The following is a 24,077-nucleotide window of genomic DNA, read 5'->3' on the forward strand; positions in this document are numbered from 1 at the left end:
AACGCCGGCCGGCGCCGTCAGGTCGGTGCTCACCCAGGTCATGTACCCCGCCCACGCAAAATCGAACCGCCGAATCGCAGCCGATCGAGCTTTACGGTGTGGCTTCGTGTCCGTCGCGGCCCTGAGACCGGCGCCGCTCCTTCATCTCCGCCTCGTACACGTGGCGTTTGCCGTCCATCAGTTCGTCGCGCACGCGTCTTTCATGTGCGCGGAACCGCGACCAATACCCGTCGTCGAACTCCTCGACCACCTGGAAGGTCCAGCGCCCGTTGATCACGTTGCGGCCGACGAGATCTTCGGTGAGCCGGTCGGCGATCTCGCTGTGCCCGGCTTCGCGCAGTTTGTCGCACGCTTCGCCGAGCAGCAGATCAGCATGGCCCATCACCTGGTGGAACGAGTACAGGTGCCCGCGCGCGCGTTCGACATGTTCGAGGGCCTCCGACACGACGCCGACGGCCTCGACCGTCGCGTCATCCACACCGGACGGTCTGACATGCGCGTCATCCCGTGCGGTCATGATGAGCGCCGTTTCAGTGCATCCGGTTTGTGCACCGCATCGTGCCCGGTCTTGTCGCTGCGCACGCGGTACTGAGGATCGTCCGGACTCGCCCGAACCTGTCGGCCGGCCTCCACGGTGTCGGACGTGATCTTCTCGACCACCGTGCCGGGCACCGTGGTGCCATGGCTTTGCCACGACACCTTGTCGCCTTTGCGGAATCCGTCGCTCACACGGGTGCTATACCCACTTTTCCGGCGAGGTCACGGCCGCCAGGTCCGGCAGCTCGGCGATGCCGAATTCGCGCTCGAGGACCGTGCGCGCCGCGTAGAAGCCAGACATGCCGTGCACGCCGCCGCCCGGAGGTGTTGCCGACGAACACAGATAAGCATTGGGGATCGGTGTGGACCACGGGTTGAGCCTCGGCGTCGGCCCCGCCAACGCGCTGACCATGTTGTTGCCGCCGACCCCGATATCGCCGCCGACGAGGTTGGCGTTGTGTCCGGTCATCTGTGCCGCCGGCACGCTGCGCACCGCGACCACCAGATCACGGAAGCCGGGGGCGAACCGCTCGAAGATCGCCGTCACCGTCTCGGCCATGTCGGTGGGGGAATCGTTGGGCACGTGGACATAGCTCCACAGCGGACGGCGGCCCTGCGAATCGATACGGCCCGGATCGGCGATATGGGGCAATGCCGCAAGCACCATCGGCCATTCGGCGTGCCTGCCCGCTGCGATCTCCGACTCGGCGAGCGCCATCTGCGACCGGCTGCCACCCAGGTGCAGCGTGGGCGCGTATGCCAATCGTGGATCGCTCCAGGGAATCTCGCCGGAGAGCACGAAATCGACTTTGGCGACCCCTGGTCCGTAGGCGTAGCGCTGCAGGGCTTTCGCGTAGCGCGGGGGCAGTGCGTCGCCGTAGATCGACAGGAGCGCGGTCGGCGCGGTGTCGTAAAGGACCACGCCCGAAGGCGGTTCGGTGACCTCCTGCTCGAGGACGAGTTCGCCGCCGTGAGCCTTGAGGTCGGCGATGAGCGCGTCCGGTATCGCCTGCGACCCGCCGACCGGGATAGGCCAGCCCACCGCGTGGCCGAGGGTGGCCAGCATCAGCCCGGCCCCCGCCGACACCAGCGACGGCATCCGCGAGATCGTATGTGCTGCAACACCACTGAACAGCGCGCGGGCATCCTCGCCCTTCAGTGACCGCCACAGCGGCGTGCCATGGGCGAGCAGCCGCGGAGCCAATCGCAAGGCGGACGTCAGCGACGGTGGGATGGAGCGTTTGTCGCCGAGAATCACGCCGACGACGCCGTCGCAATCGTCGGAAAGGGGGCCGAGCAGCCGTCGCCACGAGTCACCGTCCTCGAGTTCTGCACATGTCCGGCCGATGTCGCGGTAGCCGATGGCCGCGGGACGCCCGGGCAGCGGGCTGGCATAGGAGATGTCGGGGACGGCAAGTCGCACTCCACGTGCGGTCAGGTCGTAGGCCGCGAAGAACGGCGATGCCAGTGCCAGCGGGTGCACCGCCGAGCAGATGTCATGGCTGACCCCGGAGAACTCGGGGTCCGGCAGCGTACGGGCGCCGCCGCCGGGAGTCGACTCTGCTTCGATGACCCGCACGGACAAACCGGCCCGCGCGCATATGACCGCGGCGGCCAAACCGTTGGGACCGCTGCCGACGACTGTGACGTCCACGACTTCAGTAGACCGTATGCGCGGCGGGTGTGGCAGATGTGCGGTAGCGGGCGTACCGGCGCAAAACCGCACACACTAGGCTGACCGCGTGAGTCTTCCCGTTGTACTGATTGCCGACAAGCTCGCGGAATCGACCGTTGCCGCCCTCGGTGACCAGGTAGAGGTCAGATGGGTCGACGGTCCGGATCGCGAGAAGCTGCTCGCCGCCGTCCCCGACGCCGACGCACTGCTGGTGCGGTCGGCCACCACGGTGGATGCCGAGGTCATCGCAGCGGCCCCCAAGCTCAAGATCGTCGCCCGGGCCGGTGTCGGCCTCGACAACGTCGACGTCGACGCCGCCACTGCCCGCGGTGTGCTTGTGGTCAACGCCCCTACGTCCAACATCCACAGTGCCGCCGAGCACGCGCTCGCACTGCTGCTGTCGGCGGCCCGCCAGATCCCGGCGGCTGACGCGACGTTGCGCGAACACACCTGGAAGCGGTCGTCGTTCTCGGGCACGGAGATCTTCGGCAAGACGGTTGGCGTGGTGGGCCTCGGCCGGATCGGTCAGCTCGTCGCGCAAAGACTTGCGGCCTTCGGTGCGCACATCGTCGCCTACGACCCCTACGTGTCGCAGGCCCGCGCCGCACAGCTGGGCATCGAACTGCTCACGCTCGACGAGCTGCTCGGCCGCGCCGATTTCATCTCGGTGCATCTGCCCAAGACCAAGGAGACCGCGGGCCTCATCGGCAAAGAGGCACTGGCCAAGACCAAGCCGGGCGTGATCATCGTCAATGCCGCGCGCGGCGGGCTGATCGACGAGCAGGCCCTTGCCGACGCGATCACCAGCGGCCACGTCCGCGGTGCCGGCCTTGACGTGTTCGCCACCGAACCGTGCACCGACAGCCCGCTGTTCGAGCTGCCGCAGGTCGTCGTCACACCGCACCTCGGTGCCTCGACCGCCGAAGCCCAGGACCGGGCCGGAACCGATGTCGCGGCGAGCGTGAAGCTCGCGCTGGCGGGTGAGTTCGTGCCCGATGCGGTCAACGTCGGCGGCGGCGTCGTCGGTGAGGAAGTCGCGCCCTGGCTGGACCTGGTCCGCAAGCTGGGCCTGCTGGTCGGTGCGTTGTCGGATGCCCCTCCGGTGTCGCTGTCGGTGCAGGTGCGCGGCGAGCTCGCGTCCGAAGACGTCCAAATCCTGCGGTTGTCGGCATTGCGTGGACTGTTCTCGGCCGTGGTCGACGAGCAGGTCACCTTCGTCAACGCACCCGCGCTGGCCGCCGACCGGGGCGTGGCCGCCGAGATCAGCACCGCCACCGAGAGCCCCAACCACCGCAGCGTGGTCGACGTGCGCGCTGTGCACGCCGACGGATCGTCGATCAACGTCGCGGGTACGTTGTCCGGTCCGCAGCTGGTCGAGAAGATCGTGCAGATCAACGGCCGCAACTTCGACCTGCGCGCCGAGGGCTACAACCTGATCGTCAACTACAGCGACAAGCCGGGTGCACTCGGCAAGATCGGCACGCTGCTCGGCGGGGCGGAAGTGAACATCCTCGCCGCACAGATGAGCCAGGACGCCACCGGTGACAGCGCGACCGTGATGCTGCGCCTGGATACCGATGTCCCCGACGATGTGCGTGCCGCGATCGCCTCCGCGGTCGGCGCCAGCACGCTGGAAGTGGTTGACCTGTCATGAGACTCGCTGTCATCGCCGGCGACGGCATCGGCCCGGAAGTCATCGGCGAGGCCGTCAAGGTGCTCGACACGGTGCTGCCAGGGGTCGAGAAGACCGAATACGACCTGGGTGCCCGTCGCTATCACGCGACCGGTGAACTGTTGACCGAGAACACAATCGAGGAACTGCGCGGCTACGACGCGATCCTGCTCGGTGCGATCGGCGACCCCTCGGTTCCCAGTGGCGTGTTGGAGCGCGGCCTGCTGCTGAAGTTGAGATTCGCGCTCGACCATCACGTGAACCTGCGGCCGGGCCGGCTTTATCCCGGTGTGACGGGTCCGTTGGTCGGCAACCCGCCGATCGACTTCGTGGTCGTGCGCGAGGGCACCGAGGGTCCCTATACCGGCAACGGTGGAGCCGTGCGGGTCGGCACACCGCAGGAAGTGGCCACCGAGGTCAGTGTCAACACCGCGTTCGGCGTCGAGCGTGTGGTCCGCGACGCGTTCGCCCGGGCCCAGAACCGTCGCAAGCACCTCACATTGGTGCACAAGACCAACGTGCTGGCCTTCGCAGGGAGTCTGTGGTCGCGGGTGGTGTCGGAGGTCGGCGCGGAATTCCCCGACGTCGAGGTCGCCTATCAGCACATCGACGCGGCGACCATCCACATGGTCACCGATCCGGGCCGGTTCGACGTGATCGTCACCGACAACCTGTTCGGCGACATCATCACCGACCTGGCCGCTGCGGTGTGCGGTGGTATCGGTCTGGCCGCCAGCGGCAACATCGACGCGACGCGCACCAATCCGTCGATGTTCGAGCCCGTGCACGGCAGTGCACCTGACATCGCCGGGCAGGGGATCGCCGATCCGACCGCCGCGGTGATGAGCGTGGCGCTGCTCCTGGCCCATGTCGGCGAGACCGATGCGGCGGCCCGGGTCGACAAGGCCGTCAGCGAGCACCTGGCCACGCGGGGAGACGAGAAGTTGTCCACCAGCGAGGTCGGCGAGCGGATCCGGTCGCTGCTCTGACTTCGTTGATCCTGCGTTGAGGGCGTTGACCTCTCGTGTTTTCGCGCCCTCTACGCAGAGTCGAACCGGTGCTAGTCGACCGCTCAGCGAGGTGGGGAGTGACTGACCAGTTCGCGACGCTCAGCCGGCAGTGCTGGCTGTTCGTCATCGGCTCGTCGTTCTTCGCGGTCGCCACGACGCCGGGGTTTCCCGCGCTCGCCGGGGCCGGTACGACGAACGTGTTGTGTTTCGTCGGCTCGTGGTTCTTCACGAGCGCCGCCTGGATGCAACTGGCACTGGCAGATCGGACGCGCGGTACCGAATGGTGTTCGGCGCTCACGCAATTCGTCGGCACGCTGCTGTTCAACCTCAGCACCGGCACATCGGTGTGGGTGCACGCGGTACTCGCCGAGCGCCGCTTCGTGTGGGCGCCGGATGCCACCGGATCGGCGGCCTTCCTCGTCAGTGGTGTGCTGGCCGTCCTCGCAGTCAGACTGTGGGCGCCGAAATCCATTGACTGGCAAGCAGCTTGGGTCAATATGGCCGGCTGTGTGGCGTTCGGTGTTTCCGCGCTTGCGGCGTTCGTCAGGAAGACCGGGGTCACCGTTGACGAACGGCTCGCCAACTTCGGCACATTCGTCGGAGCGCTGTGCTTCCTGACCGCCGCCCTACTGCTACGGCCGCGCGGAAATTGAGCAGTCTCGCGGACTTATGGCGCGTCGCGCATGGCTTGGTCGGCGGGAACCAGGGGGATCGCCAGCAACGGCAACAGCGCGCAAACCGCGAATGCGGCCGGGTATCCGGCCACGCCGATGAGAGCGCCGAAGAGTGGTGAGGAACTCGCGGTAGCCAGATGCTGCGTCGTGTTCTGCGTGCCCAACGCGCGGCCACTCCAGAACGGCCCGGAGATCTCGGCGATCGCCGTGAAGGCCAAACCATTGTCGGAGACCGTGATCACCGAGGCGACGACGATGAGCGCAACACTGATCGGGGAGTCCAGCCAGTCCGTGAAAGCCAGCAGCGCCATCGTCGCCGCCGCCGCGAGGGCGATCGTGCGGATGGGCCGCAACCGCTGACCGACCACGTCCGACCATCGGCCCGCCGCGATCCGTCCGCCGGCTCCCAGCAGCTGGGCCACCGTGACCAAGGCACCCGCCGACGACGCCGACCAGCCCCGGTCGCTCATCAGCCACACCAGGGTGAACGTCCACACCATGCCCTGCGGAATCACCAGAAGCACCGACACGGCGTGGATGCGCCACAACACACTTGAGCCGCGATACGGATTGGCCAGGTGTTCGGGGGGTGCCTCGTGGCGGGGCGGTCGCGGTGGGTCGAGCACGCCGATGGCGCACACCACAGCGGACAGCACACAGACGACGGCGGGGAACAGCAGTGCGGTCGACGGACCGTAGCTCTCGGCAAGCCGAGGGATCACCAGTGCGCCAAGGCCAACGCCCAGCGGGGTCGCGGTCTGCCGGATACCCATTGCGAGGCCGCGCTGTTCGGGCGGGAACCAGCCGACGACCACGCGGCCGCTCGCCGAATTACTGCTCGCCGCGGCCATCCCACCCAGCAGCAGGAACGCGCCGACGGCCACCAATGACTGGGCGGATGCCGCGGCGAAGGCTGCCGCGGCGGTCAACGCCGAACCCACCGTCAGCACAATGCGTTCGCCGACCCGGTCTACGAGATATCCCCACGCGATGAGCGTGATGACCAGGCCGAAGCTCGGCATCGCCGACAGCAGACCGGCCTTCGCCAGATCCAGGCCGCGCTCGGTGTGCAGCGTGGGGATCAGGAATGCCGCACCGTTGATGAAAACGTTGGCGCAGGTGGTCGCCGTCAGAGCGATGCCGAGCATCGACCAGCGACGAATGGTGCTGATCGACGAAACGGACATGTCTGAATCGTGCCACATGGATCTCAATATGCTGAATCTGTGTCTCGAAATATGAGACAAGGGGGCGGGTGTGCTCAGCATCACGGGAGTGGTTCGGGGTCCGGTGTTTTCGCGATCGGCGGACCGATTGATCTGGCGTCCAAGGGGTTCGATAGGGGTGGCTGCCGGTGCGGCCCGAAGCGATGGATCGGCGAGTGTGTGCGTTCGCCTAGCCTGGGATTCGTGAAATGGTTGACGGTCATTGCTCTGCTGGTGCTCGCGTTCGTAGCCGGCCCGGTGCCGGTTGCGACTGCGGCGGCGCCGAACTGGTCGGGCCTGGACGCGCGTGGATTCGACGGCGCGATTCCCGCTCCGGGCACCCTCATCGAGTCGGTGCCGCTGGACCCGGCGCTGTCGTTGCCGGGCGCCGGGACCGCATACCGGATTCTGTATTCCACGATCGACCAACATGACTCACCTGCCGTCAGCACCGCAGCGGTGTTTGTGCCGCTTGGCAGAGCACCCGAAGGCGGTTGGCCTGTCATCGCGTGGGCGCACGGCACCGTCGGCCTCGGCGATGACTGCGCACCCTCGGCGCACCCGCGCAGTGAACGCGACACCGAGTATCTGACGCACTGGCTGGACCAGGGTTACGCGGTCGTCGGCTCCGACTATGCAGGCCTGGGCACGCCGGGTTTGATGAGCTACCTCAACAGCGTCGCCACCGCGCACAGCGTCGTCGACTCGGTGATCGCCATGCACCACATGGATCTGCCGTTGTCGCCGAAGTGGGCGCTCGTCGGCCAATCCCAGGGCGGGGGAGCCGCCATCAACAGTGCGCGCTGGGCCAGCGAATTCAGCCGCGGGAGCGGGCTCGACTATCGCGGCGTGGTGGCGACGGGGACGCCGTTCAACGTCGAGAGCATCGTCAAGCAGGCCGGCCCGGATATGGCAGTGCCGCCGAATCTCGGCCCGGCCGCCAACAGCTACACCGGCTACATCCTCGCCGGATTCCGGGAAGCCCGGCCCGACATCGACGTCAACAGCGTGCTCAGCCCGGCAGGGGTGAACGCGGTCGACAAGGCGGAGACGCTGTGTAAGCCCGAACTCGATCAGGCGCTGGCCGGTATGACCCCGACCGGCTTTTTCCGGGCTCCGTTGAGCACCCTGCCTGGCGTCTCGGACGCGCTCGACGCCTACCTCGGCACCCCGACCAGTGGCTATGACCGCCCGATATTTCTCGGCGTCGGCCTTCTCGACCACGATGTCCCACCGAACATGTCAATGCAGCTCAACGATCGGCTCCGGGCCAACGGGCAGGACGTCACACTCAAGATCTACCGGGACGAAGATCACTCGGGCACGGTGCTGGCCTCGCTTCCGGATTCCACGCCGTTCCTGCGCGCGCTGTTCGACGGGAGCTGACGCAGGGCGTCTCGACCGACCGCAACACCGTGAGCACTACGCTGACAAAAATGCGCTTAGGTCGAATCGCCAGTCCCGACGGCGTCGCTTTCGTGAGCATCGAAGGCGACGGGGCAGATGCCGTCTGCAAAGAGATCGCCGAGCATCCGTTCGGCAATCCGAACTTCACCGGGCGGACCTGGCCGCTGGCCGATGTGCGACTGCTCGCACCCATTCTTGCCAGCAAGGTGATCTGTATGGGCAAGAATTACGCCGCACACGCCGAGGAGATGGGCGGTGTGGCGCCGGAGGATCCGGTGATCTTCCTCAAGCCCAACACCGCGATCGTCGGACCGAACGTGCCGATCCAATTGCCCGCCGACGCGTTCCCGGTCCACCATGAGGGCGAGCTGGCCGTCGTCATCGGCCGGCCGTGCAAAGACGTGCCTGCCGCACGCGCGGCGGAGAACATCCTGGGCTACACCATCGCCAACGATGTTTCGGCGCGCGATCAGCAGCAGAAGGACGGTCAGTGGATGCGTGCCAAGGGCCACGACACCTTCTGCCCGGTCGGCCCGTGGATCGTCACCGATCTGGACCCGTCGGACCTCGAGCTGCGCACCGAGGTGAACGGCGAAGTGCGTCAGCGCAGCCGGACCTCGTTGATGATTCACGACATCGGCGCGATCGTGGAGTGGGCTTCGGCCGTCATGACACTGCTGCCGGGCGATCTCATCCTGACCGGAACCCCGGAAGGCGTCGGCCCCATCGAGAACGGTGACACCGTCAGCATCACCGTCGAAGGCATCGGCACCCTGACGAATCCCGTTGTGCGAAAGCAAAAGTAGAGGTATAAAATGTCTGATTTGGTTCGGGTACGGTTCTGCCCGTCACCCACCGGCACCCCGCACGTCGGCCTCGTGCGCACCGCGCTGTTCAACTGGGCATACGCCCGGCACACGGGCGGGACTTTCGTCTTCCGCATCGAGGACACCGACGCCGCGCGGGACAGCGACGAGAGTTACGCCGCGATCCTCGATGCGTTGCGCTGGCTCGGACTGGACTGGGACGAGGGTCCAGAGGTCGGCGGTCCCTATGAGCCGTACCGGCAGTCGCAGCGCAGTGAGATCTATCGCGATGTCATCGCGCGCCTGCTCGAAGCCGGTGAGGTGTATGAGGCGTATTCGACGCCCGAGGAGGTCGAGGCCCGCCACCACGCGGCAGGCCGCAACCCCAAACTGGGTTACGACAACTTCGACCGAACCCTGACCGATGAGCAGCGAAAGGTCTTCGCCGACGAGGGCCGTAAGCCGGTGCTGCGGCTTCGGATGCCCGACGAGGACCTGTCATGGAACGACCTGGTTCGCGGTCCCACGACGTTCCCCGCGGGATCAGTTCCGGACTTCGCGATCACGCGCGCGAGCGGGGATCCGTTGTACACCTTGGTCAACCCGGTCGACGACGCGATGATGAAAATCACACATGTGCTGCGCGGCGAGGACATCATGCCGTCGACCCCACGCCAGATCGCGCTGTACCGGGCGCTGATGCGGATCGGTGTGGCGGAGCGGGTTCCCGAATTCGCACATCTGCCAAGCGTTCTCGGTGAGGGCAACAAGAAGCTGTCCAAGCGTGACCCCCAGTCGAACCTGTTCCTCCATCGTGATCGCGGGTTCCTGCCGGAAGGCCTGCTGAACTACCTGGCCTTGCTCGGCTGGGGCATCGCCGACGACCACGACGTGTTCAGCCTCGACGAGATGGTGGCTGCGTTCGACGTCGTCAACGTCAACTCGAACCCGGCCCGGTTCGACCAGAAGAAGGCCGACGCCATCAACGCCGAGCACATCCGGCTGCTCACCCCAGAGGATTTCACCGCGCGACTGCGTGAGTACTTCGTCACACACGGGTATGACACCGGGCTCGACGACGCCGGGTTCGCCGAAGCCGCCGCGCTCGTACAGACGCGCATCGTGGTGCTCGGCGACGCGTGGGGCCTGCTGAAGTTCCTCAACGACGACTCCTACGAGATCGACGAGAAGTCGGCAGCCAAGGAACTGAAGGCTGAGTCCGCACCGGTGCTCGACGCGGCGCTGAGCGCGTTGGAGCCGGTCGGGGAGTGGACGACGGCCAACATCGAGGCCGCGCTCAAGGCGGCTCTACTGGAGGGGTTGGAGCTCAAGCCGCGTAAGGCGTTCGGCCCGATCCGCGTCGCCGTCACCGGGGCGACCGTCAGCCCGCCGCTTTTCGAGTCGATGGAACTGCTCGGCCGCGACCGCAGTTTGGCGCGGCTGCGCGCCGCGAGGGACCGCGTGTAAAAAGTCGGTGCGAATCTTTGGTAGTCTGCTCGTCGGCCCGGAAAGCGCAGCGGGGACGCCCCCGATACGCGATCCGGACCGAAAATGCCCGTGACCTGCGGTGATGGGCAGCCAATGGGGTATGGTGTAATTGGCAACACAGCTGATTCTGGTTCAGCCATTCTAGGTTCGAGTCCTGGTACCCCAGCTGCGATGAACGCTCCCGCGAAGAGCGTTCAAGCACACCGGAGCGATTAGGTCAGGCTGATCACCTGAGCTATGCTTTCCCTCCGGAAGTTCTAGCCCCCGTCGTCTAGCGGCCTAGGACGCCGCCCTCTCACGGCGGTAGCGTGGGTTCGAATCCCATCGGGGGTACAACACGAAACACCCAGTTCAATCGAACTGGGTGTTTCGTCGTTTCGGGCTGTCTTGCCGCGTGCCTCAGGGCCTCTGTGTCCGCCATTGTCACGCCAGAGTGGCTGTGGGCGTCGATTGTCACGCCAGGGTGGCTGTGGGCGTCGAGAGTCACTCTGGCGTGACAATGGCGGTCGGCAGACCCGGCAGGCGGCGGTCGGCAGACCCGGCAGGCGGCAGCCGGCAGGCGCAGGCAGGCGCGCACTGCGACGTGTCTCACAGCCGGCGCGTGAGTGCGTCCGCGGCGGCGAGGAGATCCGCGGCCCAGCGTGCTCCGGGGCGACGGCCCATGCGGTCGATGGGGCCCGACACGGACACCGCGGCGATCACCGTGCCGCGGCTGTCGCGCACCGGCGCCGAGACGCTCGCCACACCGGGCTCGCGTTCGGCGGCACTCTGCGCCCATCCGCGCTTGCGGACTTCGGCCAGTGTGCGGTCGGTGAATTTGGCGGTTGGCAGCACGGCCTGCTGCGTGGCCGCGTCGGCGTACGCGAGCAGAACTTTGGCGCCCGAGCCCGCGGTCATCGGCAGCTGAGTTCCGACGGGCACGGTGTCGCGAAGCCCGGCCGGTGGTTCCAAAGCCACGACACACACGCGGGACAGGCCCTCGCGGCGGTACAGCTGCACGCTCTCGCCCGTGATTTCGCGTAGCCGGGGCAGTACCGCGGCCCCGGCCGCCAACAGCGGATCGTTGACGTGGGCGGCCAATTCGGTCAATGCGGGGCCGAGCCGCCAGCGGCCGTCGCCGTCGCGTGCCAGTAGCCGGTGGGTTTCCAGTCCGGCGGCCAAGCGGTGGGCGGTTGCCCGGGGGAGTCCGGTCCGCTCGCAGAGTTCGGCCAGCCCGCAAGGTGACTCGGCCACCGTGTGGAGCACACCCACCGCTTTGTCGAGCACGCCGATGCCGCTATCATTTCTCACAGAGAGATACTAACGTCTCGCATGCTGAGATGGCAGGCGAGACGGCAACGGGATCTCCCAGCCCTTTACTGCAGCCCGCAGCGCACTGAACCGAATCGAGTACTGGCGATGGATCAATCGACAAAGACATCTGCGAAACCGCGCACCCTGGCCGAAAAGGTCTGGGACGACCACGTCGTGGCGCTCGGCGACGGTGAGGGCGCGTCGAAAGAGCCCGACCTGATCTACATCGATCTGCATCTCGTACACGAGGTCACCAGCCCGCAGGCGTTCGACGGGCTGCGGTTGGCCGGCCGTCCGGTGCGTCGGCCCGATCTGACGATCGCCACCGAGGACCACAACGTGCCCACGGTCGACATCGACAAGCCGATCGCCGATCCGGTCTCCCGCACACAGGTGGAGACATTGCGGCGCAACTGTGAAGAATTCGGCATCCGGCTGCACCCGATGGGCGACGCCGAACAAGGCATCGTGCACATCATCGGGCCGCAGCTCGGCCTCACCCAGCCCGGCATGACGATCGTGTGCGGCGACAGCCACACCTCGACGCACGGTGCGTTCGGCTCCATCGCGATGGGCATCGGCACATCGGAGGTCGAGCACGTAATGGCGACGCAGACGCTGCCGCTCAAGCCTTTCAAGACCATGGCGGTCAACGTCGACGGCGTGCTGCCGCCGGGAGTCAGCGCCAAGGACATCATTCTCGCCGTCATCGCGAAGATCGGAACCGGTGGCGGACAGGGGCACGTCATCGAATACCGGGGCAGTGCCATCGAGGCACTGTCGATGGAGGGCCGGATGACGGTCTGCAACATGAGCATCGAAGCGGGGGCTCGCGCCGGTATGGTCGCCCCCGACGAGACGACCTTCGAGTTCCTCAAGGGTCGTCCGCACGCGCCGAAGGGTGCCGACTGGGATGCGGCGGTCGCCGCTTGGAGCCAGTTGCGCACCGACGAGGGCGCCGAGTTCGACACCGAGATCTACCTCGACGCCGCCGAACTCACCCCCTTTGTGACGTGGGGCACGAATCCCGGGCAGGGCGTTCCGCTGTCGGCCTCGGTTCCCGACCCCGAACTCATGGGCGACGATGCCCAGCGGCAGGCCGCCGAAAAGGCATTGACCTACATGGATCTTCGACCGGGTACCGCCATGCGCGACATCGCCGTCGACACGGTGTTCGTGGGCTCGTGCACCAATGGGCGCATCGAGGATCTGCGAGTGGTGGCCGACGTGCTGAAGGGCCGCACGGTGGCCGACGGCGTCCGGATGCTCGTCGTGCCGGGCTCGATGCGGGTCCGGGCGCAGGCCGAATCGGAAGGCCTCGACCGGATATTCATCGATGCCGGAGCCGAGTGGCGCCAGGCCGGCTGCTCGATGTGCCTGGGCATGAACCCCGATCAGCTGTCGCCGGGCCAGCGTTGCGCCTCGACGTCCAACCGAAATTTCGAGGGCCGTCAGGGCAAGGGCGGCCGTACCCACCTGGTGTCACCGGCCGTCGCAGCCGCCACCGCCGTGCGCGGAAAGCTGGCGTCGCCAGCCGATCTGCCTGCCGCAACCCGCTAGAGGAGCCCGAAAAATGGAAGCATTCAACACTCACACCGGCATCGGCGTCCCGCTGCGGCGGTCCAATGTCGACACCGACCAGATCATTCCGGCGGTCTATCTGAAGCGGGTGACCCGAACGGGTTTCGAGGACGGGCTATTCGCCGCGTGGCGTAATGACCCGTCGTTCATATTGAACCTGCCGCCATTCGACAAGGGCTCCGTGTTGGTCGCCGGACCCGATTTCGGCACCGGATCCTCGCGCGAACATGCCGTCTGGGCGCTCATGGACTACGGCTTCCGGGTGGTTATCTCCTCTCGCTTCGCCGATATTTTTCGGGGCAACGCGGGCAAAGCGGGGCTATTGGCCGCAGAAGTCGCCCAAGATGATGTCGAGCTGCTTTGGAAGCTCATCGAGCAGAATCCTGGCCTGGAAATCACTGTGAATCTTCAAGATCGAAATGTGACCGCAGGAACGGTCGTGGTGCCGTTCAGGATTGACGATTACACCGCTTGGCGGCTGCTCGAAGGACTCGACGATATAGGCCTTACGCTGCGGAAACTCGATCAGATCGAGGCTTATGAGCAGCGCAGGCCGGGGTGGAAGCCGCGCACCCTGCCGGCCTGATTTCGGGCCCTCCGCGACCCGAATTCGCCGCCTCCCGAACCGGTTCTGAACCCCCCGGGCAGGAGTCCAAGTGGGGCAAGCAGATTGCCGGAAAGTTCGCCAGCTACGCCTGAAATTGCGCGTGGCTCTTGGAAATCAGTGGTCAGAGGGTTTACCGTGTCCTCTAGTCGGTCCAAGGTGGACCACTGGTTTCGGAGGTTTTGAATGAACAAAGCGGAGCTCATCGACGTACTCACAACCAAACTGGGCACCGATCGTCGGCAGGCTACCGCCGCGGTGGAGAACGTTGTCGACACCATCGTGCGCGCGGTGCATAAGGGCGACAGCGTGACGATTACCGGTTTCGGTGTTTTCGAGCAGCGCCGTCGCGCTGCCCGGGTTGCGCGTAACCCGCGCACCGGCGAGACCGTCAAGGTCAAGCCCACCTCGGTGCCGGCCTTCCGGCCCGGCGCACAGTTCAAAGCCGTTGTCTCTGGCGCGCAGCGTCTCCCGGCGGAGGGTCCGGCGGTCAAGCGTGGTGTGACCGCAGGCCCGGCCAAGCGCACCGCGGCCAAGAAGGCTGCCACGAAGGCTCCGGCCAAGAAGGCTGCCACGAAGGCTCCGGCCAAGAAGGCTGCCACGAAGGCTCCGGCCAAGAAGGCTGCCACGAAGGCTCCGGCCAAGAAGGCTGCTACCAAGGCTCCGGCCAAGAAGGCTGCCACGAAGGCTCCGGCCAAGAAGGCTGCTACCAAGGCTCCGGCCAAGAAGGCTGCCACGAAGGCTCCGGCCAAGAAGGCTGCCACGAAGGCTCCGGCCAAGAAGGCTGCTGCCAAGAAGGCCCCGGCCAAGAAGGGCCGCAAGTAGTTTCCCGTCAGGCACGCCGTGGGCCCACAAGCCCACGGCGTGCCTTTGCGTGTGGGCTATTTCTGTTTGGGCAGGGCGCTGCACATGTAGTCGGCGGCCACCAACCGGCCGTCTGACAACGAAAGCACCCAAGTGCTGCCCTTGCGGTTGCCGCTGGTTTCCGGGCGCACGTTCGCGCGCTCGCACCACCACGCGATGAGGTCTGGAATCACCTTGCCCTGCGTACAGATCACCGGGGTGCCGGCGCGGGCGGCGATCTCGAGCACTCGGCCGCGGGCAGCCTTCTGATCGGAGGAATACGCTTCCTCGGTCAACAGCGGCTCGTTGTGGACGTCGACGCCGAGCTCTTGGGCCAACGGCTCCATGGTCTGGTGGCAGCGCACCCGATCGGCGGCGTACAGCGTTGTGGCACCGAATGCCAACAGTTGATCGACCAGAGATTCGGCCTGCGCGCGACCGTGCTTGTCCAGCGGGCGTTTACGGTCGTCGCCCTTGTAGCTCGCCTTGCTGCCTGCGGTGCCATGCCGGACGATCATCACGGTCTTCGTTTCCGGTGGATGAGATACGAAGCGCTGCAAGACTTTTCGATCGTAGGGATATTGCAGCTGTTCCATCGCGGCATCGATCGGAAGCCAGACAAGTTTGTCTACTTCACCATTGGGGGTGAAGTCACCACCGGTGGCCTTGGCCGCCCAATACCAAACCCGTTTGGTGCCCTGCTGGATCGGGTACGTGACTGCACCGAGGCGACGACCGAGCTGCGCGGTATACCCCGTCTCCTCGGCGACCTCGCGTAGCGCGGTGAGCGGTTCGGTCTCGCCGGGTTCCAGCTTGCCTTTGGGCAGTGACCAATCGTCGTACCGGGGACGGTGGATGACGGCCACTTCGGTCGGCGCCGGCTCGTCGCCGGCCGGCTCACCGCTGTGGCGCCACAGCACTGCGCCCGCCGCGGGTACCGTTTTCTTCACCGACTTCGCGGCTGGTGTGCTGTCGTTCGACACCTCTACTCCTGCAGGTCAATCGCCGGCATCCGCTACCGGCCCGCTGGAACCCGGTTCAGGGATGCCGGTGCCGTTCCATCAGTGACACCTGGTGGTCTCTGACCGTCTGGCCTTCTTGCGGCAATGCCGTCCAGTGGCTGTCGTGGCGCAGTTCCCAACACCGGGTGGCCGGATCCATGGCGGACTCGAACACATCGTTGAGCTGTGCGGTCAGCCTCGGATCCTTGACCTGAGCCATGACCTCGACCCGTCGGTCGAGATTACGATGCATCATGTCGGCGCTGCCGATCCAGAACTCATCGATGGCGCGGAAGTGAATAATCCGTGAGTGCTCAAGGAAACGGCCGAGAATCGACCGCACCGTGATGTTGTCGGAATACCCCGGCACGCCGGGGCGTAACGCGCAGATGCCCCGTACCACGACCTCGACCGGGATCCCGGCCTGAGAGGCGCGGTACAACGCGTCGATCACCTGCTCGTCGACGAGCGCGTTGGCCTTCAACCGGATTCCGGTTCGAGCACCGTCACGCTGGGCCGCGATCTCGCGGTCGATGCGCTCGATGATGCCCTTGCGGACACCGCGCGGTGCCACCAGCAGATTGCGGTAGGAATCCTTGCGGGAGTATCCGGTCAGCGAGTTGAACAGATCGGTGAGATCGGCGCCGATGTCCGGGTCGGCCGTGAGCAGGCCCACATCCTCATAGAGGCGTGCGGTTTTCGGGTTGTAGTTGCCGGTTCCGATATGGCAGTAGCGCCGGATGGTCGAGCCCTCGCGCCGCACCACCAGACACGTCTTGCAGTGCGTCTTGAGACCGATCAACCCGTAGACCACGTGCACGCCGGCCTGTTCCAGCGTGCGTGCCCATTTGATGTTGGCCTGTTCATCGAATCGGGCTTTGATCTCGACGAGCGCCACGACCTGCTTGCCGGCCTCGGCGGCGTCGATCAGCGCGTTCACGATCGGTGAGTCACCGGACGTGCGGTAGAGCGTCTGCTTGATCGCGAGCACGTTGGGATCGGCGGCGGCCTGTTCGATGAAGCGCTGCACGGTGGTTGAGAACGAATCGTAGGGATGGTGCACCAGCACATCCCCGTCGCGCAGCGTCGAGAAAATGCTCTTGGGGGTTTCGCGTTCGCCGAATGCGGGCGGGGTTGCCGGGACGAACGGCCGGTCCTTGAGGTCGGGCCGATCGACGCTGTAGACCTGCCACAGCGCGGACAGGTCGAGCAACCCGGGCACCTCGATGACATCGCCTGGGGCCACGTCTAGTTCGCGCAGCAGCAGCTCAAGCATGCTCTCGGTCATGTCGTCGGAGACTTCCAACCGGACCGGTGAGCCGAACCGCCTGCGGGCCAACTCGCGTTCGAGGGCCTGCAGCAGATCCTCGTCCCGGTCTTCCTCGACCTCGAAGTCGGCGTTGCGGGTGATCCGGAAGGCATGGTGTTCCACAACTTCCAGACCGGGGAACAGCACCGGCAGGAACGCCGCGATGAGTTCCTCCATCGGCAGGAACCGTGCCACCGCGGAACCGTCCGGCGAAGCCAGTTCGACGAACCGGTCGACGTTGTCGGGCACCTTGATCCTCGCGAAGTGCTGCCCGCCGTCGTCGGGATGCCGGACGGTGATCGCCAGATTCAGACTCAGGCCGCTGACGAAGGGGAACGGGTGAGCCGGGTCGACCGCGAGCGGTGTCAGAACCGGGAACACCTGTTCGTGGAAGTACCGTGACAGTCTTTCTCGTTCGGAATCGTCGAGTTCGGCCCACGTGACGATGAAGATGCCCTCTTCGGCCAGCGCCGGGCGCACCGCGTTGAGAAACACCCCGGCATGACGGCTCGCGATCTGCTGAGTGCGTTCGCTGATTCGGCGCAACTGTTCACGGGGCGACAGTCCGTCGGCCGACCGGACCGACAGGCCCATCTCGTCGCGCCGCTTCAACCCGGCGACGCGCACCATATAGAACTCATCGAGATTCGAGGCGAAGATCGCCAGGAACTTGGCTCGCTCGAGCAAGGGTAGCGACGGGTCAGCGGCCAGCGCGAGCACACGTGCGTTGAAGTCCAGCCAGCTGAGCTCGCGGTTGAGATAGCGATCTTCCGGCAGTGCGTTGTCCACCGCCGGTGAGGTGGCAGCAGGCGGCGCCTCCGGTGTCGCGACGGGTTCCACCGCCTGCTGCGATCGCACTGAACCGTCGCCCAGTTGGGTTTCGTCGGTGCGGGTGTCAGGCTCCGCTTCGGTGGCTTCGCTCACCTGTCCGATCATTCCCTATGTGCGCGCCCCGCGGCTACCCGCTAGCGATGCCGGGCTACTGCCTGGGAAGTGGCGGCTCCGACGCCGAGGCGGCGTGCCGTCTGCAGGTCGTCGGGTGTGTCGATGTCGCATCGCAGGCCCGGCCACGCGCCCGTCAACTCGATCGCTCCGGAGTGCCGGTGGTGCGCGGCCGAATCGGCGCCGAACAGCGGTTGCAGCGGAACTCCGAACGCGAACAACGCCGAGGTGCCGGTGCCGTGCCGGTCGCCGACGAAACTGCGCTGATAGCCACGTGCGGAGGTGAGTGCCTCGGCCAGTTCCTGCGGCTGCAGAGCAGGGAGATCGCCTTGCAGGACAACGATGTTCGGCGTGCTTGCCCGCAGCTCGGTTTCGGCCGCCGTGATCGCGTTGTTCAGGGGGTCGTGGTGACCCTGCGGAGTCGGATCGGCCAGTACGCCGGCACCGAGCTGTCGCGCGGCATCTGCTGCGACGTCGTCGGGCGTCACCACGGTGACCGGCGCGATGGTCGATGCCGCGGTGATGGTGTCGACGAGCATGGCCAACACGACGGCCTCGCGGGTCGGTGCCGAAAATATGGGTGCCAGCCGAGTCTTGGCCGCGGCGAGCCGTTTGACCGCGATGATCAACGCCACGTCAGCGCCCGATGTAGCTGCTGCGGCGCTGGCTGTTCTCGTGCCGCTCATGGTGCCATCCTGCCAGCCGCGCCGGTGCCGTCGACGGCGGCGGTGTGAGGGTTAGGGTGAACGCGTGGTGGAGGCTGCGGTCATGGGAGCCGGCGCGTGGGGAACGGCGCTGGCCAAGGTCTTGGCGGATGCGGGCAATCCGGTGACGATATGGTCCCGACGGCCCGAAGTCGCCGACGAGATCAACAGTGAGCATCGCAACGCCGAATATCTCGGCGACGTGAAGTTACCGTCCGCGATCCGGGCGACGAGTGACCCCGCAGATGCGCTGGCCGGTGCCTGCACGGTGCTGCTGGCGGTTCCGGCGCAACAGCTGCGCGCCAACCTCGAGGGCTGGAAGCACTTGATCGGCGACGACGTCACCCTTGTGAGCCTGGCCAAGGGAATTGAGCTCGGCACGCTGATGCGCATGAGTCAGGTCATCGTCCAGGTCACCGGCGTGGATCCGGCTCGTGTCGGCGTGGTGACGGGGCCGAATCTGGCCAGTGAGATCGCCGACGAGCAGCCCGCCGCGACCGTCGTCGCCTGCAGCGACTCCGGGCGGGCGGTCACCTTGCAGCGCGCGCTGGCCACCGGATACTTCCGTCCGTACACCAATGCCGATGTAGTGGGTGCCGAGATCGGCGGCGCATGCAAGAACGTCATCGCGCTGGCCTGCGGGATGGCCGTCGGTGTCGGCCTGGGGGAGAACACCGTCGCGGCCATCATCACTCGCGGTCTGGCCGAGATCATGCGGCTGGGCATCGCATTGGGCGCGACACCGGCCACTCTCGCCGGGCTGGCCGGAGTCGGTGACCTCGTCGCGACCTGCACGTCACCTCATTCGCGCAACCGCACCTTCGGGGAGCGGCTCGGCAAGGGCGGAACCATGGAGTCGGCGCTCGCCGCTGCCGGCGGCCACGTGGCCGAAGGCGTGGCCTCCTGCGAGTCGGTGCTTGCGCTGGCCTCGAGTTACGGGGTCGAGATGCCGTTGACCGATGCCGTACACCGGGTCTGCCACAAAGGTTTATCGGTTCATGCCGCGGTCGCGCTACTACTGGGCCGCAGCACCAAACCGGAGTAGCTTCAGCCGGCACGTGAGGAGGGCAGCACGGTATGGACGGCACCTACGGCGATTCCACTCGTAGCGTCAAAGCCGTTGGTTTGGAAGCGATTCCGGGAAGTCCGGTCGCCCCCATGCCGATCCCCGCGTCGACTTTCCATCTCTCGCCCGACGAATCCGAGGCGCTGGACAGTTACGGTCGCAGCTCAAATCCGTCATGGCGACAGTTGGAAGCTGCCCTCGCCGAGCTCGAGGGTGCCGCCGCAGCTCTGACATTCGGGTCGGGGATGGCCGCGATCACCTCGGCGCTGCGGGTGCTGACCAAACCGGATTCGACGCTGGTCGTCCCCGCCGACGGTTACTATCAAGTTCGTCGATATGCCGCGGAATACCTTGCGGCGCAAGGTGTCACGGTGATAGAGGCGCATACCGCCGAAATGTGTGACGCGGCCTCTGCCGCGGATGTGGTGTTGGCGGAGACGCCGGCGAATCCCGGCCTGGACGTCGTCGATCTGCACCGGCTGGCGATGACGTGCCGTGGCCGTGGCGCCACTCTGGTGGTCGACAACACCACCGCGACGCCGCTCGGACAGCAGCCGTTGTCGCTCGGGGCCGACCTGGTGGTCGCGAGCGCCACCAAATCGCTTTCGGGACACAGTGATCTGATCGCCGGGTACGTGGCGGGCAGTCAACCGGATCTGATGACAGCGCTCGAGCGCGACCGACTGTTGGCCGGCCCGATACTCGGGGCCTTCGAAGCTTGGTTGGTGTTGCGCAGCTTGGGCAGCGCTGGGCTGCGGTTCGAGCGCCAGTGTCAGAATGCGCGCGCACTCGCGGTGATGTTGCGCAACCATCCGGCGGTCGTCTCGGTGCGTTATCCCGGACTGCCCGATGATCCGGCGCACGAGTTGGCGGCGGCTCAGATGAAGCGGTTCGGCGGCCTCGTCGCCGTCGAGCTTGCCGACGAAGCAGCGGTGCACGCCCTTGTCGAACACAGTGAATTGCTGATCTCGTCGACGAGCTTCGGTGGGATTCACACCTCCGTCGATCGCCGTGCGCGCTGGGGTGATCCCGTGCCTGCCGGATTCGCGCGCATCTCGGCGGGTATCGAGGACACCGACGATTTGCTTGCCGACGTGGAAGCGGCATTGTCGGCCGCAGGCGATGGCTGACTCGATCGATATCGCGGCACTGCGCTGAGCCCGAGGTCAGGATGTGCCGAAGTGCGGGGTCGGGCCGGGACGGTAGCCTCTCTAGGTTGTGACTGCCCGCAATCAGCCTCAAGGACGCACCCGCGTCGCCGTCGTGTACGGCGGGCGTAGCTCCGAGCACGCGATCTCGTGCGTGTCTGCAGGCAGCATCCTGCGTAACCTCGACCCGCAGCGCTTCGAGGTGGTTGCCGTCGGTATCACCCCGGACGGGTCGTGGATGCTGACCGACGGTCGGCCCGAGACGCTCGCGATCACCGACGGTCAACTGCCCGAGGTCACCGAGGAGTCCGGTACGGAGCTTGCGCTGCCTGCCGCCCCCAACCGCAGCGGTCAACTGTTGTCACTGGCCAACGGCCCCGGCGAGGTGCTCGCCGCCGTCGACGTCGTGTTCCCGGTGCTGCACGGCCCGTACGGCGAGGACGGCACGATCCAGGGTCTGCTCGAGCTGGCCGGGGTGCCGTATGTCGGATCGGGCGTGCTGTCCAGCGCCGCAGGCATGGACAAGGAGTTCACGAAGAAGCTGCTGGCCGCGGAAGGGTTGCCGATCGGCGACCACGTCGTCTTACGCCCGAAAGACGCCACGCTCGGCCTCGACGAGCGCGAGCGGCTCGGCCTGCCGGTGTTCGTCAAGCCGGCCCGCGGCGGCTCGTCGATCGGCGTAAGCCGCGTGTCCGCCTGGGATGAACTTCCGGCGGCGATCGAACTCGCCCGGCGTCACGACCCCAAGGTCATCGTCGAGGCAGCGGTCCCGGGACGGGAACTGGAATGTGGCGTGCTCGAATTCCCCGACGGCAGGATCGAAGCCAGCACCGTGGGGGAGATCCGGGTGGCCGGAGTGCGGGGCCGCGAGGACGGCTTCTACGACTTCGCCACCAAATACCTGGTGGACGCCGCTGAGCTGGACGTGCCGGCCAAGGTCGACGACGATGTCGCCGATGAGGTTCGCCGGCTCGCAGTGCGCGCGTTCACCGCGATCGACTGCCAGGGGCTGGCCCGCGTCGACTTCTTCCTGACCGACGACGGTCCGGTCATCAACGAGATCAACACCATGCCCGGCTTCACCACCATCTCGATGTTCCCGCGGATGTGGGCGGCCAGCGGCGTGGATTACCCGACCCTGCTGGCGGCGATGGTCGACACCGCGCTGGCCCGGGGCACCGGCCTGCGCTGAGATCAGCGCGCCGGGGCCGGATCGATCGGCCGTGCCGCCATGGTGCGGGTGATCTGTCCGGAGATCAGCTGAATCGGGGTCGGCCCTGAGCCGGCAGGCAGAGTGAGCGCCACATACACCGGTCGGTCCACCGCGTACCACGTGCTGCGGGCGTCCTCGGCCGTGTCGGCACCGGCACCCGGATCGCGCACCTGGAACCACTGGACGGCATCGACCTGTTGCAGCGGCGCGCCGACCACGAAATCGCCGGGCCGCTCAAGCCCGCAACGCAGGATCACCGGCTCGGCATCCGCCCCTGCCCGCCATGCGGCCGCGCCGGGCGGCGTCGGCTCGACGGTAGGGGCGCGGCGGAAGTCGCCGAGCTGCTCGGGCAGTGCGCCCAGCAGGGCGTTGCATTCGGCACTGTTGCCCTGAGGGGCAGGCACCGAGGAGATCACGACAGGTTGCTGATCGGGCGACTGCTGGCGTGACGCCGCGATGCCGAGGACTGTGATCAACGCCGACACCGCAACGACGACCGCCGCAATCAGAAGAGCGCGGGGTGGTCCATCGGTGGTCTGCGGATCGGTCACACCACCAACTCTATGGCTGCGCTCCGTTGGCGATCGGGCAGGTCAGGGTCCGGGTGATGCCGGTGACCTGCTGGACGCCGGGCATCACATCACTCTGCAGGGCGGCCAGCGTATCGGCGCTGATGCGGAGCACGACGTCGTACGGGCCGGTCACGTACTCGGCCGAGACCACGCCGGGCAATGCGGCCAGCTGTTTGGCGACGACCTCGGCGCGGCCCACCTCGGTCTGGATCAGCACGTAAGCCTGCACCACCCGCCGTCTCCTCCGTCTCGCTGCATAGACTCCTCGCCGCAGGCACCAAACGTACCGCAGGTGTGGCCAGTGTTCAGGGCACGGCCGCGAAGGGCAGGAGGCGATATGGGCGACCGGGACCCCGCCGCCGGCTCGCACGAGAGTCTCGGGGCGGTCGGCGAGTTCGCGGTGATCGACCGGTTGCTGGCCGGGCGTGAGCAGCCTCGGTCCGTCACGCTCGGACCGGGCGACGACGCCGCGGTGGTGGCCGTCGAGGACGGCCGAACTGCGGTGTCCACCGACATGTTGGTGCAGGATCGGCATTTCCGCCTGGACTGGTCGCGGCCTCATCAAATCGGGCGCAAGGCGATAGCGCAGAATGCCGCCGACATCGAGGCCATGGGCGGTCGCGCGACCGCGTTCTTCGTGTCGTTCGGTGCACCCGCCGAGACGTCGACCGCGGACGCGGTCGAACTCGCCGACGGCATGTGGGATGAGGCGCGAAAACTGGGCGCGGGCATCGCCGGTGGTGACCTCGTGCGGGCACCGCTGTGGGTGATCTCGGTGACGGTGCTTGGCGATCTCGGCGGCCGCGCACCTGTCCGGCGCAGCGGGGCGCGCAGCGGTGACACCGTCGCGGTGATCGGCGATCTCGGTCGGTCGGCGGCCGGATTTATGTTGTGGGACAAGGGTATTGACCGCTTCGGCGACTTGCGGGAGCGCCACCTCGCGCCACAGCCGCCGTACGGCCAGGGTGCTGTCGCGGCCGATGCCGGGGCAACGGCGATGACCGACGTCTCCGACGGGTTACTCGCCGACCTGGGCCACATCGCCGCCGCCTCCGGCGTTGGCGTCGACGTGTTCGCAGATGGACTGGACCCCGATCGGGACGCGCTTGCGCCGGCCGCCGCGACGGTGGATGCCGACCCGTTGCAGTGGATCCTGGGCGGCGGCGAGGATCACGCGCTGGTCGCGACGTTTTCCGGGACGGCGCCCGACGGCTGGCGGGTGATCGGCCGAGTTGTCGACGGGCCGGCCCGGGTTCTCGTCGACGGCGCGCCGTGGTGCGGAAGCCCGGGATGGCAGTCTTTCGATTAGCGGCTCACGCTAAGTTTG

Annotated in this window: 23 protein-coding genes and 2 tRNA genes; 15 read left to right on the forward strand and 10 right to left on the reverse strand. The window is 66.7% G+C overall.

The window, feature by feature from the left end; translation table 11 throughout:
• Positions 1–91: 91 nt before the first annotated feature.
• From ACRCUN_RS28745 to ACRCUN_RS28755, 3 genes are read right to left on the reverse strand one after another with little or no spacing between them, the layout of a single operon-like run.
• Positions 92–517 (reverse strand): hypothetical protein, encoded by a 426-nt coding sequence (locus ACRCUN_RS28745; protein WP_462145021.1) that lies wholly within the window; start codon positions 515–517, stop codon positions 92–94.
• A complete protein-coding gene (locus ACRCUN_RS28750; protein ID WP_462145022.1) occupies positions 514–729 on the reverse strand; it encodes a hypervirulence associated TUDOR domain-containing protein in 216 nt (71 codons plus the stop codon). The genes ACRCUN_RS28745 and ACRCUN_RS28750 overlap by 4 nt, the downstream gene beginning before the upstream one ends.
• Positions 730–736: 7 nt before the next feature.
• On the reverse strand, positions 737–2,191 hold the full coding sequence (locus tag ACRCUN_RS28755; RefSeq protein ID WP_462145023.1) for a phytoene desaturase family protein: 1,455 nt from the start codon (positions 2,189–2,191) through the stop codon (positions 737–739).
• A gap of 88 nt (positions 2,192–2,279) precedes the next feature.
• On the opposite strand from ACRCUN_RS28755, the gene serA reads away from it, so the two are divergent.
• From serA to ACRCUN_RS28770, 3 genes are all read left to right on the forward strand, one after another.
• Positions 2,280–3,866: a phosphoglycerate dehydrogenase gene (serA, locus tag ACRCUN_RS28760; RefSeq protein ID WP_462145024.1), complete on the forward strand. Its 1,587-nt coding sequence runs from the start codon at positions 2,280–2,282 to the stop codon at positions 3,864–3,866.
• Positions 3,863–4,873 (forward strand): 3-isopropylmalate dehydrogenase, encoded by a 1,011-nt coding sequence (locus ACRCUN_RS28765; protein WP_462145025.1) that lies wholly within the window; start codon positions 3,863–3,865, stop codon positions 4,871–4,873. The genes serA and ACRCUN_RS28765 overlap by 4 nt, the downstream gene beginning before the upstream one ends.
• A gap of 98 nt (positions 4,874–4,971) precedes the next feature.
• Positions 4,972–5,547, forward strand: a complete 576-nt coding sequence (locus ACRCUN_RS28770; RefSeq protein WP_462145026.1) for a hypothetical protein — start codon at positions 4,972–4,974, stop codon at positions 5,545–5,547.
• Positions 5,548–5,561: 14 nt separating this feature from the next.
• On the opposite strand, the gene ACRCUN_RS28775 is transcribed toward ACRCUN_RS28770, so the two are convergent.
• Positions 5,562–6,755: an MFS transporter gene (locus ACRCUN_RS28775; protein WP_462145027.1), complete on the reverse strand. Its 1,194-nt coding sequence runs from the start codon at positions 6,753–6,755 to the stop codon at positions 5,562–5,564.
• Positions 6,756–6,977: 222 nt separating this feature from the next.
• Between ACRCUN_RS28775 and ACRCUN_RS28780 the strand changes: the two genes are divergently transcribed.
• The 5 genes from ACRCUN_RS28780 (at position 6,978) to ACRCUN_RS28800 (ending at position 10,807) form a co-directional block, all read left to right on the forward strand.
• Positions 6,978–8,159, forward strand: a complete 1,182-nt coding sequence (locus ACRCUN_RS28780; RefSeq protein ID WP_462145028.1) for an alpha/beta hydrolase family protein — start codon at positions 6,978–6,980, stop codon at positions 8,157–8,159.
• A 50-nt stretch (positions 8,160–8,209) separates the two neighbouring features.
• Positions 8,210–8,986 carry a fumarylacetoacetate hydrolase family protein gene (locus ACRCUN_RS28785; protein ID WP_462145029.1) on the forward strand — a complete coding sequence of 259 codons (777 nt, stop codon included), beginning with the start codon at positions 8,210–8,212 and terminating at the stop codon, positions 8,984–8,986.
• Positions 8,987–8,995: 9 nt separating this feature from the next.
• Entirely contained in the window at positions 8,996–10,453 is a 1,458-nt protein-coding gene (gltX, locus tag ACRCUN_RS28790; protein ID WP_462145030.1) for a glutamate--tRNA ligase, read from the forward strand.
• Between the two features lie 115 nt (positions 10,454–10,568).
• Positions 10,569–10,640, forward strand: a tRNA-Gln gene (locus ACRCUN_RS28795).
• Positions 10,641–10,734: 94 nt separating this feature from the next.
• Positions 10,735–10,807 (forward strand) — tRNA-Glu (locus ACRCUN_RS28800).
• Between the two features lie 255 nt (positions 10,808–11,062).
• Here ACRCUN_RS28800 and ACRCUN_RS28805 read toward each other — a convergent pair.
• Positions 11,063–11,764, reverse strand: a complete 702-nt coding sequence (locus ACRCUN_RS28805; protein WP_462145031.1) for an IclR family transcriptional regulator — start codon at positions 11,762–11,764, stop codon at positions 11,063–11,065.
• Between the two features lie 108 nt (positions 11,765–11,872).
• Between ACRCUN_RS28805 and leuC the strand changes: the two genes are divergently transcribed.
• The 3 genes from leuC to ACRCUN_RS28820 all read left to right on the forward strand — a co-directional run bounded on the left by leuC (position 11,873) and on the right by ACRCUN_RS28820 (position 14,777).
• Positions 11,873–13,327, forward strand: coding sequence for a 3-isopropylmalate dehydratase large subunit (gene leuC / locus ACRCUN_RS28810; protein WP_462145032.1), 1,455 nt, complete (start codon positions 11,873–11,875; stop codon positions 13,325–13,327).
• A 13-nt stretch (positions 13,328–13,340) separates the two neighbouring features.
• The gene (gene leuD / locus ACRCUN_RS28815; protein WP_462145033.1) at positions 13,341–13,934 is read left to right on the forward strand and encodes a 3-isopropylmalate dehydratase small subunit; all 594 of its coding nucleotides are present in this window, start codon (positions 13,341–13,343) and stop codon (positions 13,932–13,934) included.
• A gap of 204 nt (positions 13,935–14,138) precedes the next feature.
• Entirely contained in the window at positions 14,139–14,777 is a 639-nt protein-coding gene (locus tag ACRCUN_RS28820) for an HU family DNA-binding protein (protein WP_462145034.1), read from the forward strand.
• Positions 14,778–14,833: 56 nt separating this feature from the next.
• On the opposite strand, the gene mutT1 is transcribed toward ACRCUN_RS28820, so the two are convergent.
• Genes mutT1 through cofC form a run of 3 tightly spaced genes read right to left on the reverse strand, consistent with a single transcriptional unit; the run spans position 14,834 to position 18,733 of the window.
• The gene (mutT1, locus tag ACRCUN_RS28825) at positions 14,834–15,778 is read right to left on the reverse strand and encodes an 8-oxo-(d)GTP phosphatase MutT1 (protein WP_462145035.1); all 945 of its coding nucleotides are present in this window, start codon (positions 15,776–15,778) and stop codon (positions 14,834–14,836) included.
• A 55-nt stretch (positions 15,779–15,833) separates the two neighbouring features.
• Positions 15,834–18,041: an RNA degradosome polyphosphate kinase gene (locus ACRCUN_RS28830; RefSeq protein ID WP_462145036.1), complete on the reverse strand. Its 2,208-nt coding sequence runs from the start codon at positions 18,039–18,041 to the stop codon at positions 15,834–15,836.
• A gap of 29 nt (positions 18,042–18,070) precedes the next feature.
• Positions 18,071–18,733, reverse strand: coding sequence for a 2-phospho-L-lactate guanylyltransferase (cofC, locus tag ACRCUN_RS28835; protein ID WP_462145037.1), 663 nt, complete (start codon positions 18,731–18,733; stop codon positions 18,071–18,073).
• 82 nt (positions 18,734–18,815) lie between these two features.
• Here cofC and ACRCUN_RS28840 point away from each other — a divergent pair, with 82 nt between their 5' ends.
• The 3 genes from ACRCUN_RS28840 (at position 18,816) to ACRCUN_RS28850 (ending at position 22,157) form a co-directional block, all read left to right on the forward strand.
• The gene (locus tag ACRCUN_RS28840) at positions 18,816–19,796 is read left to right on the forward strand and encodes an NAD(P)H-dependent glycerol-3-phosphate dehydrogenase (RefSeq protein WP_462145060.1); all 981 of its coding nucleotides are present in this window, start codon (positions 18,816–18,818) and stop codon (positions 19,794–19,796) included.
• Positions 19,797–19,828: 32 nt separating this feature from the next.
• Positions 19,829–20,947 (forward strand): cystathionine gamma-lyase, encoded by a 1,119-nt coding sequence (locus tag ACRCUN_RS28845; protein WP_462145038.1) that lies wholly within the window; start codon positions 19,829–19,831, stop codon positions 20,945–20,947.
• An 88-nt stretch (positions 20,948–21,035) separates the two neighbouring features.
• Positions 21,036–22,157, forward strand: coding sequence for a D-alanine--D-alanine ligase family protein (locus tag ACRCUN_RS28850; protein ID WP_462145039.1), 1,122 nt, complete (start codon positions 21,036–21,038; stop codon positions 22,155–22,157).
• A 2-nt stretch (positions 22,158–22,159) separates the two neighbouring features.
• Here ACRCUN_RS28850 and ACRCUN_RS28855 read toward each other — a convergent pair whose 3' ends face one another.
• Together ACRCUN_RS28855 and ACRCUN_RS28860 are read right to left on the reverse strand one after the other, a co-directional pair.
• Positions 22,160–22,729, reverse strand: coding sequence for a DUF3515 domain-containing protein (locus ACRCUN_RS28855; RefSeq protein WP_462145040.1), 570 nt, complete (start codon positions 22,727–22,729; stop codon positions 22,160–22,162).
• A 10-nt stretch (positions 22,730–22,739) separates the two neighbouring features.
• On the reverse strand, positions 22,740–22,982 hold the full coding sequence (locus ACRCUN_RS28860; RefSeq protein ID WP_462145041.1) for an Lrp/AsnC family transcriptional regulator: 243 nt from the start codon (positions 22,980–22,982) through the stop codon (positions 22,740–22,742).
• A gap of 105 nt (positions 22,983–23,087) precedes the next feature.
• Here ACRCUN_RS28860 and ACRCUN_RS28865 point away from each other — a divergent pair, with 105 nt between their 5' ends.
• On the forward strand, positions 23,088–24,059 hold the full coding sequence (locus ACRCUN_RS28865; protein ID WP_462145042.1) for a thiamine-phosphate kinase: 972 nt from the start codon (positions 23,088–23,090) through the stop codon (positions 24,057–24,059).
• The last annotated feature ends 18 nt before the right edge of the window (positions 24,060–24,077 follow it).

Source organism: Mycobacterium venezuelense, assembly GCF_054919535.1.

Coding starts and splice junctions, on each gene's coding strand:
- ACRCUN_RS28745 (WP_462145021.1), bottom strand. CDS start 517: ATGACCGCACGGGATGACGCGCATGTCAGACCGTCCGGTGTGGATGAC.
- ACRCUN_RS28765 (WP_462145025.1), top strand. CDS start 3,863: ATGAGACTCGCTGTCATCGCCGGCGACGGCATCGGCCCGGAAGTCATC.
- ACRCUN_RS28775 (WP_462145027.1), bottom strand. CDS start 6,755: ATGTCCGTTTCGTCGATCAGCACCATTCGTCGCTGGTCGATGCTCGGC.
- ACRCUN_RS28785 (WP_462145029.1), top strand. CDS start 8,210: ATGCGCTTAGGTCGAATCGCCAGTCCCGACGGCGTCGCTTTCGTGAGC.
- gltX (WP_462145030.1), top strand. CDS start 8,996: ATGTCTGATTTGGTTCGGGTACGGTTCTGCCCGTCACCCACCGGCACC.
- leuC (WP_462145032.1), top strand. CDS start 11,873: ATGGATCAATCGACAAAGACATCTGCGAAACCGCGCACCCTGGCCGAA.
- leuD (WP_462145033.1), top strand. CDS start 13,341: ATGGAAGCATTCAACACTCACACCGGCATCGGCGTCCCGCTGCGGCGG.
- ACRCUN_RS28820 (WP_462145034.1), top strand. CDS start 14,139: ATGAACAAAGCGGAGCTCATCGACGTACTCACAACCAAACTGGGCACC.
- ACRCUN_RS28830 (WP_462145036.1), bottom strand. CDS start 18,041: ATGATCGGACAGGTGAGCGAAGCCACCGAAGCGGAGCCTGACACCCGC.
- cofC (WP_462145037.1), bottom strand. CDS start 18,733: ATGAGCGGCACGAGAACAGCCAGCGCCGCAGCAGCTACATCGGGCGCT.
- ACRCUN_RS28840 (WP_462145060.1), top strand. CDS start 18,816: ATGGGAGCCGGCGCGTGGGGAACGGCGCTGGCCAAGGTCTTGGCGGAT.
- ACRCUN_RS28845 (WP_462145038.1), top strand. CDS start 19,829: ATGGACGGCACCTACGGCGATTCCACTCGTAGCGTCAAAGCCGTTGGT.
- ACRCUN_RS28865 (WP_462145042.1), top strand. CDS start 23,088: ATGGGCGACCGGGACCCCGCCGCCGGCTCGCACGAGAGTCTCGGGGCG.